Origin of the sequence: Prosthecobacter sp. (assembly GCF_044373815.1) — a bacterium.
Lineage (GTDB): Bacteria > Verrucomicrobiota > Verrucomicrobiia > Verrucomicrobiales > Verrucomicrobiaceae > Prosthecobacter.
Map to the genome: position 1 here is coordinate 1 of NZ_JBIPNG010000132.1, position 14327 is coordinate 14327.

Annotated in this window: 10 protein-coding genes and 1 tRNA gene; 7 read left to right on the forward strand and 4 right to left on the reverse strand. The window is 60.1% G+C overall.

The annotated features are described in order from the left end of the window. Nucleotides 1-361: 361 nt before the first annotated feature. Nucleotides 362-435, forward strand: a tRNA-Gln gene (locus tag ACIREA_RS12755). Between the two features lie 35 nt (nucleotides 436-470). On the opposite strand, the gene ACIREA_RS12760 is transcribed toward ACIREA_RS12755, so the two are convergent. After that, entirely contained in the window at nucleotides 471-2219 is a 1749-nt protein-coding gene (locus tag ACIREA_RS12760) for an MbnP family protein (RefSeq protein ID WP_397382656.1), read from the reverse strand. A 172-nt stretch (nucleotides 2220-2391) separates the two neighbouring features. Here ACIREA_RS12760 and ACIREA_RS12765 point away from each other — a divergent pair, with 172 nt between their 5' ends. After that, entirely contained in the window at nucleotides 2392-3150 is a 759-nt protein-coding gene (locus tag ACIREA_RS12765) for a hypothetical protein (RefSeq protein WP_397382657.1), read from the forward strand. Between the two features lie 16 nt (nucleotides 3151-3166). On the opposite strand, the gene ACIREA_RS12770 is transcribed toward ACIREA_RS12765, so the two are convergent. Then, the gene (locus ACIREA_RS12770) at nucleotides 3167-3958 is read right to left on the reverse strand and encodes a hypothetical protein (protein WP_397382658.1); all 792 of its coding nucleotides are present in this window, start codon (nucleotides 3956-3958) and stop codon (nucleotides 3167-3169) included. Between the two features lie 153 nt (nucleotides 3959-4111). Here ACIREA_RS12770 and ACIREA_RS12775 point away from each other — a divergent pair, with 153 nt between their 5' ends. After that, nucleotides 4112-5161, forward strand: coding sequence for a peptidylprolyl isomerase (locus ACIREA_RS12775; protein ID WP_397382659.1), 1050 nt, complete (start codon nucleotides 4112-4114; stop codon nucleotides 5159-5161). Here the strand turns inward: ACIREA_RS12775 and ACIREA_RS12780 are convergent. Further along, nucleotides 5140-7821 carry a cation-translocating P-type ATPase gene (locus tag ACIREA_RS12780; protein WP_397382660.1) on the reverse strand — a complete coding sequence of 894 codons (2682 nt, stop codon included), beginning with the start codon at nucleotides 7819-7821 and terminating at the stop codon, nucleotides 5140-5142. The genes ACIREA_RS12775 and ACIREA_RS12780 overlap by 22 nt on opposite strands. Nucleotides 7822-7931: 110 nt before the next feature. On the opposite strand from ACIREA_RS12780, the gene ACIREA_RS12785 reads away from it, so the two are divergent. From ACIREA_RS12785 to ACIREA_RS12800, 4 genes are all read left to right on the forward strand, one after another. Continuing rightward, nucleotides 7932-8759 carry an NAD(P)-dependent oxidoreductase gene (locus ACIREA_RS12785; protein ID WP_397382661.1) on the forward strand — a complete coding sequence of 276 codons (828 nt, stop codon included), beginning with the start codon at nucleotides 7932-7934 and terminating at the stop codon, nucleotides 8757-8759. 175 nt (nucleotides 8760-8934) lie between these two features. Further along, nucleotides 8935-9765: a ThuA domain-containing protein gene (locus tag ACIREA_RS12790; protein WP_397382662.1), complete on the forward strand. Its 831-nt coding sequence runs from the start codon at nucleotides 8935-8937 to the stop codon at nucleotides 9763-9765. Nucleotides 9766-9774: 9 nt separating this feature from the next. Next, the gene (locus ACIREA_RS12795) at nucleotides 9775-11067 is read left to right on the forward strand and encodes an SGNH/GDSL hydrolase family protein (RefSeq protein WP_397382663.1); all 1293 of its coding nucleotides are present in this window, start codon (nucleotides 9775-9777) and stop codon (nucleotides 11065-11067) included. A 133-nt stretch (nucleotides 11068-11200) separates the two neighbouring features. After that, nucleotides 11201-12136, forward strand: a complete 936-nt coding sequence (locus ACIREA_RS12800; protein ID WP_397382664.1) for a sodium:calcium antiporter — start codon at nucleotides 11201-11203, stop codon at nucleotides 12134-12136. A 390-nt stretch (nucleotides 12137-12526) separates the two neighbouring features. On the opposite strand, the gene ACIREA_RS12805 is transcribed toward ACIREA_RS12800, so the two are convergent. Beyond that, a partial coding sequence (locus ACIREA_RS12805) for a cation-translocating P-type ATPase (protein WP_397382665.1) occupies nucleotides 12527-14327 on the reverse strand: 1801 nt, incomplete at its 5' end.

A 14327-nucleotide genomic window follows, 5' to 3' on the forward strand; every position in this document is an offset into this window, starting at 1 on the left:
AGAGCGCCAGGGTGCTCTTGCCGGTGCCAGGATAATCGTTTTGGATGAGGATGAGCTTCTTCATAATGATTTTCTTAAATTACAAAGCTATTATGGTAAATATGGTTAACATTGCAAGAATAAATAATTCGTATTTCCATAATTTCAACACTCTAAGGATATCTTTAGGAGCTGGAGCCGAGTAGATTCAAGGCTTGGAGCGTCATTCGCCCAATGGCGATAAAAGTGAATCAAACCCTAGGTCGAGCCGCCCATCGCCCCACGGGATACGCTGCAAATCTCCTTTGAACTGCTTAATTCAGCGCCAAGCCGTCCTTGCACAGCGGAAATGAGGCTCTAATATCGCGCTCGGCGCACCTCCTACCCCGTGGTGTAATGGTAACACAGGAGATTTTGATTCTCTCGTTCAAGGTTCGAATCCTTGCGGGGTAACCACCACAAACATGGTTTCTGATTTGTTGATATCCGCTTCAACGTGAGGCGGTCGCGGCACCCGCGAAGCTCTCATCCGTCAGCGTCTTCAGAAACGCCACGAGATCCGCTTTTTCCTGCGTTGTAAGTTGAATGCCGGCCTCCGGATGCTTGGCCAGGTTCGGGTCCAGCGTGGTGCTGCGTCGCACTCCGCTGCTATAGTGCTCCACCACTTCCTCCAGCGTGTTGAAGCGGCCGTCATGCATGTACGGTGCCGTGAGAGCGACGTTGCGCAGGCTCGGTGTTTTGAATTTCCCTCGGTCAGCGGCGTTCTTCGTCACCACCATGCGGCCGAGGTCATCATCCGCAAGTTCAAGCCCGTTGCTGGCAAACGGCTGGCTCGTGAACAGCGTGCCGCCATGGCAGTGAAAGCAGTCCGCACCGCGCAGCCCGCGTTTGGGATCAAACTCCGTCACAAAGAGCTGCAGCCCGCGTTTCTCGCTCTCGCTCAGTTCCGCCACCTTGCGTGCCGCACGGTCAAAGCGTGATTCCTGCGAGACGAGCGTCAGAAGAAACTGCTCCAGCGCTTTCGCCACGCGCTCCGGCGTGATCTCTGCGGAGCCAAACGCCTTCGCAAACGCCTGCATACACTCCGGATCCGCACTCAGTTTGGAGATCACGTTGGGCAGCGTCTCATTCATTTCATGCGCGTCCTGGATCGGCATCAGCACCTGCTCCCGCAGCGTGGCGGCACGGCCATCCCAGAAGAAAGACGGCTGCCAGGCCAGATTGAACAAAGGCATCGCATTGCGCTTCCCCATCTGCTGCTCCGCGCCGAGGCTGAAACGCCGTGCATCGGCAAAGGCACGCGTTTGATCATGGCAGGAAGCGCAGGCTTGCGTCTGATTGACCGACAGTCGCACGTCGTGAAACAACTGCCGTCCCAGCGCCACGCCTTCCTGCGTCAGCGGATTATCAGCAGGCAGCTGCACCTGTGGAAAACGCTGCGTCATCGCCGGTGTCAGCGCATGGGTGCCGGCGGGCAGGGGAGCTGGCTTGGTGGCAAACGTCGGTGTCTGATACACATCGTAGTTCATGCTGCGCACCCGGAACGCCTGCTCGATGTTCGTCTTGAGCTCCGCCGCCAGTGCATCGCCCTCGCGCGAATGCGTCGAAGTCCCATCCTTGGCAAAGTCGATTCCCGCCAGCGCTCGCTGCACATCAAACTCCAGCGCCAGTGTCAGCGGTCGCCCTCCACGAAAGGCCACCGGCACCTCCACCGTCATCAACTGCGGCGCATTCGCGATGTGATACGAGAACCCGTTCTCCTTGCCGTCCTTCAGGAACCGGCCCTCCAGCGCCATGAAAATATACCCCCCCTGCCAGCCCCAGTGCAGGCCATTGACCTGAGGATTGAGCGCATGATCCGGCGCATAACCATTTGGGTCCGATTTGTTCGTCGTCTCATCCACACCGATGCGAAAGCGGATCCCTTTGTACTCGCCCGCAGGCATGCCCGAAACCTTCGCTGTCTGCCGACCCGCCGCAGCACTCACATACGCAAACCAGTCCTTCGATTCCAGCCAGGTGCCGTCCTCCTTTTGCAAAGCCAGCCCTGAGAGCAGGCAATCAAGTCGCGTCACCTGGGCCGCATCCACCAGCGCCAGCTGTTCATCCAACCGCAGCGCCTGACCATTCACCACCGGCACGATCTGCAACTGCAGGTCCTGCCCCGATGCAGACAGCGTGAGCATCCAAGCCACCATCGCCCAAGCTCCAAGCGGCACCTTGGAAAGCAGGGTTCTCATGAAGATGCAGTGCATAAAAGACGGCTTTTATCGTTGGTGGCACACTTTCTAGAATGAGCATAGACTCACAAGTCAGGTATTTGTAAGACAGAGACGTGGGCAGTCCCATCCCCAAACAGCCTGCTCGTTTCGAGTTTAAGGATCGCTGGCCGTGAGACGTTCTCACGACTCCATGACGAACACTCGCTTGATCTGCCTCCTTTGCCTCAACTTCATTGCTGCACCAGTTCCCGCAATAGATGGCAATCAGGGGAATGGCCCCGTCGTGAGCTTTGACGCGACAGGACCAGAGATCTTTCCGCAGAGCTGGCTGACCGCCAAAGTGAATGCTCAGGCGACGATCTTGGACCCAGCACAGCGCGAGCGATCTCAGGCACTGGTGGCGCGGGCGCTGGCCAAATACCCTGCCGTCGTGCTGCGGACCCATCTGCAGCGGGTTTATGTGGTGGGCGGTCTGGCCTACAGTGGCGTGCCCACGGGCGGGACGAATTCCCGCAACGTGGTCTATCTCGCAAACTCAGGCAAGGCCTCGGATGCAGCGCTGGAGGGCATTCTCCATGCGGAGTTTTCCAGCATCCTGCTGCGCAATCTGCCTCAGCACCTCGACACAAAGCGCTGGCAGGAGATCAATCCACCTGACTTCCGCTATCTCGGCAGCGGGGTGCAGGCGATCAAGCAGCAAAAAGCATCCCGACAGCTCGACGCGGCCCTGCAGGAGGCAGGCTTTCTACACGCCTATGCGCAGGCAAGTCAGGAAGAGGATTTCAATTCCATCGCCTCACGCCTGCTCATGGGCGATGAGGGGCTCTGGCGCGCGGTGGCGCAGTTTCCCAAAGTGAAGGAGAAGACCCTTCTCGTCGTGGCCTTCTACGGCAGGCTGCATCCGCAGTTCACTCAGTCATGGTTTGAGGCGCTGCGGAGCGGACGCTGATATCCGCAGCCCACCTTCAGCGAATCCGACGGCGACGGCGCAGTGTCCATGCGATGCCACAGCTCGCGACGAGGAGGGCACCGCCGGGCTCTGGGACAGGGGTAAAGCCACCGATCACAAGGCCATCCTGCCAGTTGTTCGGGTCAGCCGCATTGTAGTAGGTATTGACGGTGAAGTACTGGTGCTGGGCCACGTAGCTGTCGAAGAAGCCCGGGGTATCCATGGAGGCGACGTCACTCAGGATGCTCTGGAAAAGCGCAGAGCGGGCGTCACCCGTGGGCGTGCCGAGGGGAGCAAAGTAGTCCAGGTAGTCGCTCATGTCCGTGAAGTCCGACTTCGGCGGTTTGCCCGCAGTCTGCGAGAGGAAGTCCTGGATGGCGAACATCGCATTAAAGAAGGTGTCGTTATTGCCGAAGTCATTGTAGTCGCCGCTCTGCTCCAGGAACCGTCCCGAGGCTCCAGCCAGGGTGTCCCACGGCAGGTACGTGTCGAGGACGTACTCCATCACGGCGACCTGTTTCGGAACGATGCCGGAATAGAAAAGGGGATCGGACTGGTAGATGTTGTCGCGTTCGATGTTCTGCACGGTCCAGCCATTCTGGAGCGACAAAGTGTCTGCGGTGATGGTCTGGTTGCTCAAAGCAGGCACGCCAGGTTCAATGCAGAACCACCAGTAAGTTTGGCCGCCGATGACATATTCGCCAATCGCACTGCCATTGTTGTCCAGTCCGGTCACACTGACGGTTGCAGCCGTTGCCGTGAGGGTGCAGGCCGCAAATACCAAGGGGATGAGACTTCGGAATGTCATGATTGTGTGAAATTTATGATAATCACTCAATAAATCTAGGTTTATTTTATGAAAATTATGGAAACGTAGCATTTGAGCGGTCGTGAGCCACTAAATTTTCATCCAAAGCGCTGCCTTGCCAACGGGCGGGCCGGTCCTACGCTGCAAATTCTGATGTCTCGTTCCTTCCAGCCCTTTCCGTGGCGGCTTGCCGTCGCATGCGTGGCGGTCTGCTACCTTCTGGCTGACCTTTACGCCTTCAAAGGGCCGCTGCATGCGATGCTGATCCAGGGGCAGGGCGGGGGAGTGGCTGCGGAAGTGGATGGCCTGCCGATCTCACGGCATGAACTGCAGGCTGCCATGCGGGAACAGCTCTGGAAGCACAATGCAGCATGGGCCAGTCTCGCCCCAGAGGCGCGCAAGCAGACACGCTGGCAGGCGCTGGAGAATCTGGTGAACGATCGCCTCCTGCGTTCCTGCCGCAGCAGGAGCGGGCCCGACACCGGCTTGTTAAAAGACGCGGTGAAACGTGAATCGGAGCGCATGCAGCGGCAGTTTGCCGACGCGGCGGAGTTTCCCAAACGCCTGGCCGCCCAACAACTCACGCCAAAATCGCTGGAAGCCCGGATCAACGACGCTCAGCTCGACGAAGCATGGATTGAGGCGGAAATTCAGACTCGCTTCAAAGTGGTCACGCCGCAGGACCTGCGCGCCTGGTATGACGAATTCAAAGAGACGCTGCGCATTCCGCAGGCGCATCACGCGGCGCACATTTTCCTCACCCGCCATGACCCAGCGAAGCCAGACCGCTCAGCAGAGATCCGCGAGATCCAGCGCCAGCTCCTGGCAAAGGAGAAGATCTTTGCGCAACTGGCGAAGGAACATTCCGAGGACGATCGCAGCAAAAATCTTGGCGGCGATCTCGGCTGGTTCACGCAGCAGCGCATGCCTGCGGATTTCATCGCGGCGGTCGAAACGCTCAAAGTCGGCCAGCTCAGCAAGCCCGTGCCGACCCAGCTCGGCTGGCATCTCATCATCGTCCTTGAGCGCCATGCTTCACGGCTGCCGGCCTTGGCAGAAGTGACACCCGAGATCACCGCGCTGCTGACCAGCAAACGGCGCGATGCGGCGCTCAAGAGCCTCCTTGCTGAACTGCGAAATCGCTCGCCGCAGCCAGTGGTTTACCACGCGGAGGTCATTGATCACGCTGCACCGGCTCCTTGATCCAGTCGGCGCCGTACGCGCCACTTCCTGATTTCTTCGACCCACAGCACGCTGCTGCCGATGAGCCCGAGGAGAGCGACGTCCGCCAGCGGGATCGGCACCGTGTGGAAAATGCGGTTCATCGATGCATCGTAGATGACGAGGATGTGCAGGGCGTTGCCCAGGATCAGTCCACCGACGAGCCACCGGTTGCGTAGCACATCGAGGCTGATCGAGGATTTGGTGGCGCTGCGGCAGTTGAGAACATTGAACCACTGGACCACGGCGACCAGTGTGAAGGTCTCCGTCTGCACCAGGGCAAACGGCACTCCGGTGGACTGCCTCCATATGAAGAAACCAAAGACCGCCACCACCGAGGTGATGACCATGAGCAGCAGCCGTTGCAGCATCGGTCCTGTGATGAGCTGCTCATTCTTCGGTGTGGGTTGGCGGCGCATTTCATCGCCCTCCAGCCCCTCCATGATCAGGTTCACCGTCACCGCTCCTTCGGTCACGATGTTGATCCACAGGATCTGCACCGCCGCCAGCGGCAGTGGGTAGCCACACAGCAAGGCCAGCAGCAGGATGGCCACTTCGTCAATGGAGGTCGCAAACAGGAACAGCACCACCTTCTTGAGGTTCTGATAAACCAGCCGCCCTTCCTCGATGGCTTTCACGATGGTGGCGAAGTTGTCATCCGTGATGACGATCTTCGCCGCACCCTTGGCCACCTCTGTGCCGGTGATGCCCATGGCCACGCCCACGTCCGCAGCGGCCAGCGCCGGTGCATCATTCACGCCGTCACCTGTCATGGCCACGACCTGCTTCTGCGACTGGAAGGCTTGTACGATGCGCAGCTTCTGCGCCGGATGCACCCGCGCAAAAACGGAGATGCGGTCCAGGCTGCCGCGCAGCTCGTCATCTGACATCGCTTCGAGCTCGGCACTGTCCACGGCGATGTCACCCGGCTTTGCGATGCCCAGCTCAGTTGCAATCGCAAGCCCGGTGGCCTTGTGATCTCCGGTCACCATCACTGGCCGGATGCCCGCCGCCAGACATTCGACCACCGCCGCCTTCACCTCTTCACGCGGTGGATCCATCTGTCCCAGCAGCCCGAGAAAGCGCAGCCGGCCGCGCCACGGTTCAAAGCCTGCCTTCACATCGAGTGGAGCATCATACACCTCCGCCACGGCAAGCACCCGCAGGGCCTGCGCGGCGAGTTCGTCGGACGTTTGCTGAAGCTTGGCCAGATCCAGCGTCGCAGGGTCGCAGAGTTCGAGCAGCTTCTCAGGCGCCCCCTTGAACAGCACCCGGCACTTCCCATCATGCTCATGCTGCGTGGCCATCATCTTCTCGGCGGAGTCAAAGGGGATCTCCGCCACGCGTGGCCACTCCTGGCTCAGCGTGTCAGGTTTCACTCCACCTTTATGTGCGAGCGTGAGCAGCGCGGCTTCAGTAGGATCGCCCAGCGGCCGCCAGCGCGTTTCCTCCCCATCGGGTGGTGCCAGATTGGCATCGTTGCAAAGCGTGATGGCTTCCAGCAAAGCCCTGACCGCAGCATCGTCATGACCGTCGCCGGTAAGCTTGCCCTCGGGCGAATAGCCTGCCCCTGTCGCTTCGATTTGCCGTCCATCGGGCAGGATCAACCGGGTGACGGTCATCTCATTCTTCGTTAGCGTGCCGGTCTTGTCACTGCAGATGATGCTGGTGGATCCGAGCGTCTCCACCGCAGCAAGTCGCCGCACGATGGCTCCGCGCCGCGCCATGCGCTGCATGCCCACCGCCAGCGCGATCGTCATGGCCACCGGCAGTCCCTCCGGCACCATCGAAACCATCTGGCTGATGGCCACCATGAAAATGGTCACAAAGGGAATGCCGCGCAGAAGGCCAAAGCCGAGAATCAAGACAAATAGCACGATGGAGGCGACCACCAGCCAGTTCCCAAACTGCTTGAGCCGCACTTCCAGCGGTGTCTTGGGTTGCTCCGCAGACGTCGTCATGCTGGCAATCTTTCCCACCTCGGTTTGCAGCCCCGTGGCCACCACCACCGCACGACCACGGCCTGCGGTGAGATGCGTGCCGGAGTAAATCATGTTCCTGCGGTCACCCAGACCCGCGTCCTCAGGCACCGCTTCGGTGTGTTTAACCACCGGCAGCGACTCCCCCGTGAGCTCGGCTTCGGTGGCTTCCAGGGCAGCTGCTTCGAGCAGCCGCGCATCCGCACCCACTTGATCTCCTGCTCCCAGCAAAAGGATGTCTCCAGGCACCAAATCCCGTGCCTCAATGATCGACTCCTTGCCATCCCGAATGACTCGCACCTTCAGCGCCGAGAGCTTGCGCAGCGTCGTCATGGAATGCTCCGCTCGTCCTTCCTGCACGGCCCCAATGAGAGCATTGATCAGCACCACGATCAGGATCACCACCGCATCACTGGCATGTCCCATCGCAAAGGAGATCACCGCAGCGACAAACAGAATGTAGATCAAAGGACTCGCAAACTGCGAGGCAAACACCCGCCACAGCGGCTTGTGCTTGTCCTCCGGAAGCTCATTCGGCCCATTCTGCTTCAGGCGCTCGGATGCTTCGCTGCCGCTCAGTCCGGCCTGTGCGTCGGTCTCCAAAGTTGTTACAATTTTTTCAGGTTCTGCGGCGTGCCAGATGAGCGGTGAAAGTACCTGCATGGCAGACCATAAATTGGATCACAACAACCGCCATGGGGAATCCACCCCATGGTGGCGGACGACCAGAGGCATCCGTTGCGCTCTGGCAAATGCGCGCTAAGGGCGTGGGCATGAAACAAAACGTTGGCATTCTCGGGCTCGGCATCATCGGCAGTCGTGTGGCGGACAATCTGCGCAAGGCGGGGCATGAGGTGTTTGTCTGGAGCCGCAGCGCGCGCCCCGTGCCAAACTTTCTCGCCTCCCCACATGAAGTGGCCGAGGCGGCTGGCATCATCCAGATCTTCGTGCGCGACAGCGCGGCGCTGATCGAGGCGATTGAGGACATGAAGCCCGCTCTCAAGGCCGGCCATCTCGTCATGAACCACGCCACCGTCAGCAAAAAAGCCACGCTGCAGGCCGCCCAACTCGTCGAAGAAACCGGCGCGGCGTTTCTGGATGCCCCCTTCACCGGCAGCAAGATGGCCGCACAGAACGGCAAGCTTTGCTACTACATCGGCGGCAGTGATCTGCTGCTTGAGCGCGCCCGGCCTGTTCTCGAAGCCAGTGCCGCCAAGATCCTGCCTCTCGGGGCCATCGGTGAAGCCATGGTCCTCAAGATCGTCACCAACCTCGTCTCCGCCGTCATCGTCGAAGCCGTCGCCGAAGCGGCCGACATCACCAAGGCCAACGGCATCTCGCTCGAACGCCTGCACGAAGCCCTGGAGTCGAATGCCAATTACTCCACCCTCATCGGCATGAAGCTCCCCGCCATCATCAAGAGCGACTTCGAGCCCCACTTCGCCCTCCGCAACATGCTCAAGGACGCCGACTTCGCCCGCGAACTCGCAGCAGAAGCGATGCTCAAGACCCCCGCCCTCGACTGCACCGCCGCCGCCATGCGCGCCGGCCTCGATGCCGGCAAAGGCGATCTCGATTTCAGCGTCATCGGCCAGCGCTAAACTGACCGCGCACACGCGCACGGACACCATCATCCTCCTCCTCGATCACAGCGCCTCGCTTCAAGGTCTAGATCCCAAATCACCACCCCACCTCCGCCTTCTGCCTCTTCGTATTGTAGTCCCGGCTTCAGCCGGTCCGGAAGCTCATTCCACCCACCAGCCGATGTCCTCCCCCATGACTCACTGCGCTTTCACTCTCCTCTTCCTCGCCGCCCTCACCAGCTTCACCTTCGCTCACGACACCCCTGCGCCCGCCACACCCAGTGGCGACCGCATGAAGGTCCTCGTCTTCTCTGCCACCGCCTACTACCGCCATCCCGACATCCCCGCCATCAACCGCTGGCTGGTGCTGCTCGGCCATGAAAACGGCTTCGATGTGGACATCACCGAGAGCCCGAAAGACCTCGTGCCGCAGGTGATCGCCAAGTACGATGTGCTGCTGCTCAACAACGCCAATGAACTCGATAAAATCATCCCCGAGGCCCAGCGGCAGTCGGTGGAGGCATGGTTTGCCAGCGGGAAGAAAGGAGTCGTCGGCCTGCATGCGGCGCTCGTGCATCAAACCGGCTGGCCATGGCTGAACCAGTTGGGTGGCTGCGACTTCAACAGCGACTCGGATTTCTCCAAGGCAAAAGTGATCGTCGATCCCGCTGCAAAAGATCATCCCGCCGTGAAAGGCCAGCCTGCGGAATTTTTCATCGAGGCGGACTGGACCAATCACGACCTCTCCGTCACCGGCCAGCCCGGCTTCCAAGTCCTGCTGCGCGTGGATGAGAGCACCTACACACCCGTGCGCGACTATTTCAAAACCCGCGGCGGCAAGCCCATGGGCGCGGATCATCCCATCGCATGGACTCACGCACCAGAGGCAGGCGGCCGCTTTTTCTACACCGAGTTCGGCCACGATCTGCGCTCACTGGGCACCCCCTTCGTCCGCCAGCACGTGCTGGAGGGCATCCGCTGGGCTGCGGCGCTCAGGAAAACCGAAGCCAAGGCGACCAAGTAGTACACGCTCATGATCCACACACGCACACTTCTCACCATCCTGCTGCTCTCATTCACGGGCGCAGCATCCGCCGCCGATGAGCCCGCTCTATGGGATCTGTCCAAAAACGAAATTCCTGCCGCGCAAAAGTCGGGCACAGTGGAAAAAGCAGACGGCGTGGTGAAGCTGCGCGATGGCGCATCCTTTGCCGTGCCTGCGGAAGCTTTTCCTGATCAGAAGAACTTCACCGTGCAGGTCACCCTTTCGCTCGATGCCCTGGTACAGGATGCCGTCTTCACCTTGATGAACAAACAGAGCAGCGACAAGGACGACGGCTTTGCCATGTTCTTCAACTACAAGGACAAGCCCTACTATGCGCGGCAGGTGAACTCCGTCGTGAACAAGATCCTCATGGTCGGCGGCGCGCTCAATGGCCGCAACGAACCGGAGATCAACAAGCCCGTCACCTTCACCATGGCCGTGCGCAACGGCATGGCCACCTTCTACATCGATGACGCCCCTATCAAAAAATGCTTCATGGAACTCGTCCCAAATGGCGAACCCATGTGGATCGGGCGCAACGACAATGCGAAGTCCAAAACCATGCCGGTGACGGTGCATGCCGTGAAGGTCTTCGGACCCGCCTATAGCTACGTCTCGAAGAAGGAGACAACTGGCGCGTTTCCACGCGGCGCGGTGGCCGGGAAAGGCTGGGCGCTGGACGTTCCGAAGATCGAGCACCCGGAGTGGCCCAAAGTGCTGATCTACGGCGACTCCATCTCGATGGGCTACAGCGGCCCTTTCATTGCCGAGATGCTCAAGCAGCACGTCTATGTCTTCCACTGCGTCCACTTCGTGGGCGGTGACGTGCCCGAGCAGGCGCTGACGGAGATGGCCGGACGGTTCAAGTTTGACGCGGTGGTCTTCAACAACGGCCTGCATTCCCTGGGCTGGACGCCGGACAAAGTCTCTGACGCTCTCGTCTTGGAGCGGATGCAGAAGCTGACGCGCTGCTTCAAGACCGGCGCACCGCAGGCAAAAATCTTCTACCTCATGACCACGCCGCACACAGCCGCGCGTCCTGCGCCCGATAAACCCGTCACCGCCTTTGGCGACAAGAACGACGTGGTGCTGCGGCTCAACACGCTTTCCGCCCAGGTGATGAAGCAGGAGGGGATCGAAGTGATCGACGCCTACGCCTTGCTGGCCGCGCACCTTGATCTCGCCGCTGGCGACAATTTCCATTGGCAGTCGCAGGCCTATCAACTGCTCAGCCAGCAGATCACCGATCGGGTCTTGCCGGTGCTGGGAAAAGGGAAGTGAGCAAGAATCTAGGAGCAAAGAGGACTGGGCCCCATATCCCCCCCTGAAGCTGTCCATTCCAAAAAGACGCGGCGTTCGCACTTGCCGCAATGAGGGCTGTTGACGAGGGGTGGGGCCACAACCCTTCACCTCTATGAATGAAGCCATTTTGTACCTCGTCGCCGGTGTCGTGCTCGCCTGGTTTGGCGGTGAGCTTTTTGTGAGAGGCGGCGTCGGGCTGGCCGCTTGGGCTCGCTGGCCCACGGCAGTGATCGGCGTCACCGTCGCTGCATTCGGGACATCCGCCCCGGAACTCATGGTCGCCATCCATGCCGCGCACGATGGCGTGCCGGAGATCTCCCTCGGCGATGTGCTGGGCAGCAATGTCGTCAATGTCTCCCTCGTGCTCGGTTTGGTTCTGTCCTTCTCCGGCATGAAGGCGGAGGACAGCGGTGTGCTGCGGGACTGGTTCGTCTCCCTGCTGGTGCCGGGCATTGTATACGCCTTGCTTTTGGACGGCTGGTTCTCTCGCTCGGATGCCATGATCATGATGGGCATCTTTTTCGTCTGGCTGCTGGTGGTGATCTCTCATGCTCGCGCTCACGCTGCCATGCGTGCCGCGTCGGTGGAAAAGGTCCCCGTGGCCCGGATGGTGGGCTTCAGTCTGATGGGACTTCTCTTGCTCATCGGTGCGGCCCAGTTCGTGGTGCATGGCGGCAGGGCCGTGGCACTCGCCCTCGGCTGGAGTCCCTTCATCGTCGGTGCAGTCATCGTGGCCGTCGCCACCAGCACCCCGGAGCTTGCCACCACGCTCATTGCCCGCATGCGCGGTCATCATGATGTGGGCCTCGGGAACATTCTAGGTAGCAGCATCTTCAATGCCTTCTTCATCGCCTCCGTCGCCGCCTTGATCCAGCCCTACAAAGTCAACGTGCCTGAGATCATGCCAAGCCTGTTTTTTGGTGCCCTGACCACCCTGCTGATCATCCCCGGCCCCGGCGGCTACATCGGCCGTTTCCGCGGCTTCCTCCTGCTGGCCATCTACGGCATCTATGTCATGCTGTCCCTCGACCACAGCGCTGCGCACTGAAGACAGGTTTCGCGATTGACGGCACAGACAGGCGCTTCCATCTAAAGCGCATGTCAGAACTAAACAGACCGGAGGAGTCTGAAGATTCGCTCCCATAGGAGCCTGTGGAAGCATCGTCATGCATACCCTGGTTGCACGGCATCGTGTGGCGCGTGGTCTTCAGCGCGGGCGGGCAGGGGCTATCCTTGGGCAAATCTTTTGAGCTGAGTCTTGCCATGCTCTTTGTGGATCAGGCGCTTCCCTCCGGCGGCATCAGCGGCGTGGCCGCACCATCGGCACGCCGCTCTCTGCCGGCCTGTCAGCAACGATCCTGTTCCGTGGCCTCAGCTTCTGGCTGCCCATGATTCCCGGTCTGATCTGCTCACGGCGTCTCCTGCGAAACCGCCATGATTAATGGGGCGCTGCCGCTTGCTCCAGCTTCGCAAACATCACTCGCTTCACCACCTCGCTGGTCAGCAAATAGAGTGCGGTGATGCTCACAAGCGTGACCATAAAATACCAGGGCAGGGGCACAAGGCCAAACATGGCGCCAAGAGCGGTGTAAGGCAGCACGATGGTGCTGCCGGCGACGACGAGTGTGGCGATGGTGAGGATGCGGCCGGGTTGGCTCTTGAAGATCGAGCGATGAGTACGGATGACCATGACGATGAAGAGCTCCGTCATGAGTGACTCGATGAACCAGCCCGTTTGAAACTGCGCCTCGCTGGCGCGCAGCATCACCAGCAGCGCCCCAAAGGTGAGGTAGTCAAACACCGAGCTCACGAGGCCGAAGGCCACCATGAAACGCCGGATGAACTTCTGATCCCAACGCCGTGGCTTCAGCGCCTGCTCGGGATCCACGTTGTCCGTGGCAATGGTCAGCGCAGGCAGGTCGGAGAGGAAGTTGTTGAGCAAAATCTGCTTCGGCAGCAGCGGCAGGAAAGGCAGGAACAGGGATGCTCCCGCCATGCTGAACATGTTTCCAAAATTCGCGCTGGTGGTGATGAAGATGTATTTCAGCGTATTCGCAAACGTGATGCGCCCATTGCGCACACCCCGCGCGAGCACACACAGATCATGCTGCAGCAGCACGATGTCCGCCGCTTCTTTGGCCACATCCACCGCTCCCTCCACCGAGATGCCCACGTCCGCCGCATGCAGCGCGGAGGCGTCATTGATGCCATCACCCAGATAACCCACCACATGCCCGGCTTTGCGCAGCGCGATCAAAATGCGCTCCTTCTGGTTCGGCTCCGTTTCCGCAAAGATGTCCACCTCGCTCACACGATTGATCAGCGCGGCATCATTCATCTTGTGCAACTCTTCACCCGTCAGCACCTCCGGTCTCGCAATCCCCATCTGCGTGCCCAGACGCTGGGCCACGAGGCGGTTGTCTCCGGTGATCACCTTGAAGTCCACGCCCAACTGCCGCAGCTCCTGAATCGCCTCAGCCGCACCCGCTTTGGGCGGATCATCAAACAGCAGGAACCCCGTGAAAGTCATGTCCTGCTCGTCATCCTTGTTGATCACAGGATCGTCGGTCACATCACGGTTGGCCACTCCCAGCACTCGATGGCCGGCGTTGCTGTAGTCAGCAAATCGTTGCAGCAGCTCCGCATGAAACTCCGCCATGGGTCGATCCCCCTTCGGCGTGGTCACCTTGGTGCAAACCGCCAGCACATTGGCAAAAGCCCCCTTGGTGATCATGACATGGCGTCGTGCCGCATCCGCATGCTCCACCACAACGCTGAGACGCTTGCGGATGAAGTCATAGGGCACTTCATCAGACTTGCTGAAGGCGCTCAGATCAATGCCGTCTTCCGCACGCAGTGCCGCATCAATCGGATTCGTAAAGCCGCTTTCAAACGTGGCATTCAGCACGGCATGCAGTCGCACCAGCTCGCTGGCGCTGCCCTGCGCATCATAAGCCCCCAGCAGCTTGACTCGCCCTTCCGTGAGCGTCCCCGTCTTGTCAGAGCAGAGCACGTTCATGCTGCCAAAATTTTCAATCGAGGACAGCCTCCGTACGATGACCTGGTCCTCCGCCATGCGCTTCGCACCGCGTGCCAGCGTGATGCTCACGATGGCCGGCAGCAGCTCCGGCGTCATGCCCACGGCCAGTGCCAGCGCAAACAAGAACGACTCCAAGACCGGGCGGTGGAAGAAAACATTGATGGCAAAAATCGCGATGACGAAAACGAGCGTCACCTTG

Bases quoted from the DNA above. Each gene is read 5' to 3' on its own strand.
- ACIREA_RS12760 (WP_397382656.1), bottom strand. From the start codon at position 2,219: ATGAGAACCCTGCTTTCCAAGGTGCCGCTTGGAGCTTGGGCGATGGTG.
- ACIREA_RS12765 (WP_397382657.1), top strand. From the start codon at position 2,392: ATGACGAACACTCGCTTGATCTGCCTCCTTTGCCTCAACTTCATTGCT.
- ACIREA_RS12770 (WP_397382658.1), bottom strand. From the start codon at position 3,958: ATGACATTCCGAAGTCTCATCCCCTTGGTATTTGCGGCCTGCACCCTC.
- ACIREA_RS12775 (WP_397382659.1), top strand. From the start codon at position 4,112: ATGTCTCGTTCCTTCCAGCCCTTTCCGTGGCGGCTTGCCGTCGCATGC.
- ACIREA_RS12780 (WP_397382660.1), bottom strand. From the start codon at position 7,821: ATGCAGGTACTTTCACCGCTCATCTGGCACGCCGCAGAACCTGAAAAA.
- ACIREA_RS12785 (WP_397382661.1), top strand. From the start codon at position 7,932: ATGAAACAAAACGTTGGCATTCTCGGGCTCGGCATCATCGGCAGTCGT.
- ACIREA_RS12790 (WP_397382662.1), top strand. From the start codon at position 8,935: ATGACTCACTGCGCTTTCACTCTCCTCTTCCTCGCCGCCCTCACCAGC.
- ACIREA_RS12795 (WP_397382663.1), top strand. From the start codon at position 9,775: ATGATCCACACACGCACACTTCTCACCATCCTGCTGCTCTCATTCACG.
- ACIREA_RS12800 (WP_397382664.1), top strand. From the start codon at position 11,201: ATGAATGAAGCCATTTTGTACCTCGTCGCCGGTGTCGTGCTCGCCTGG.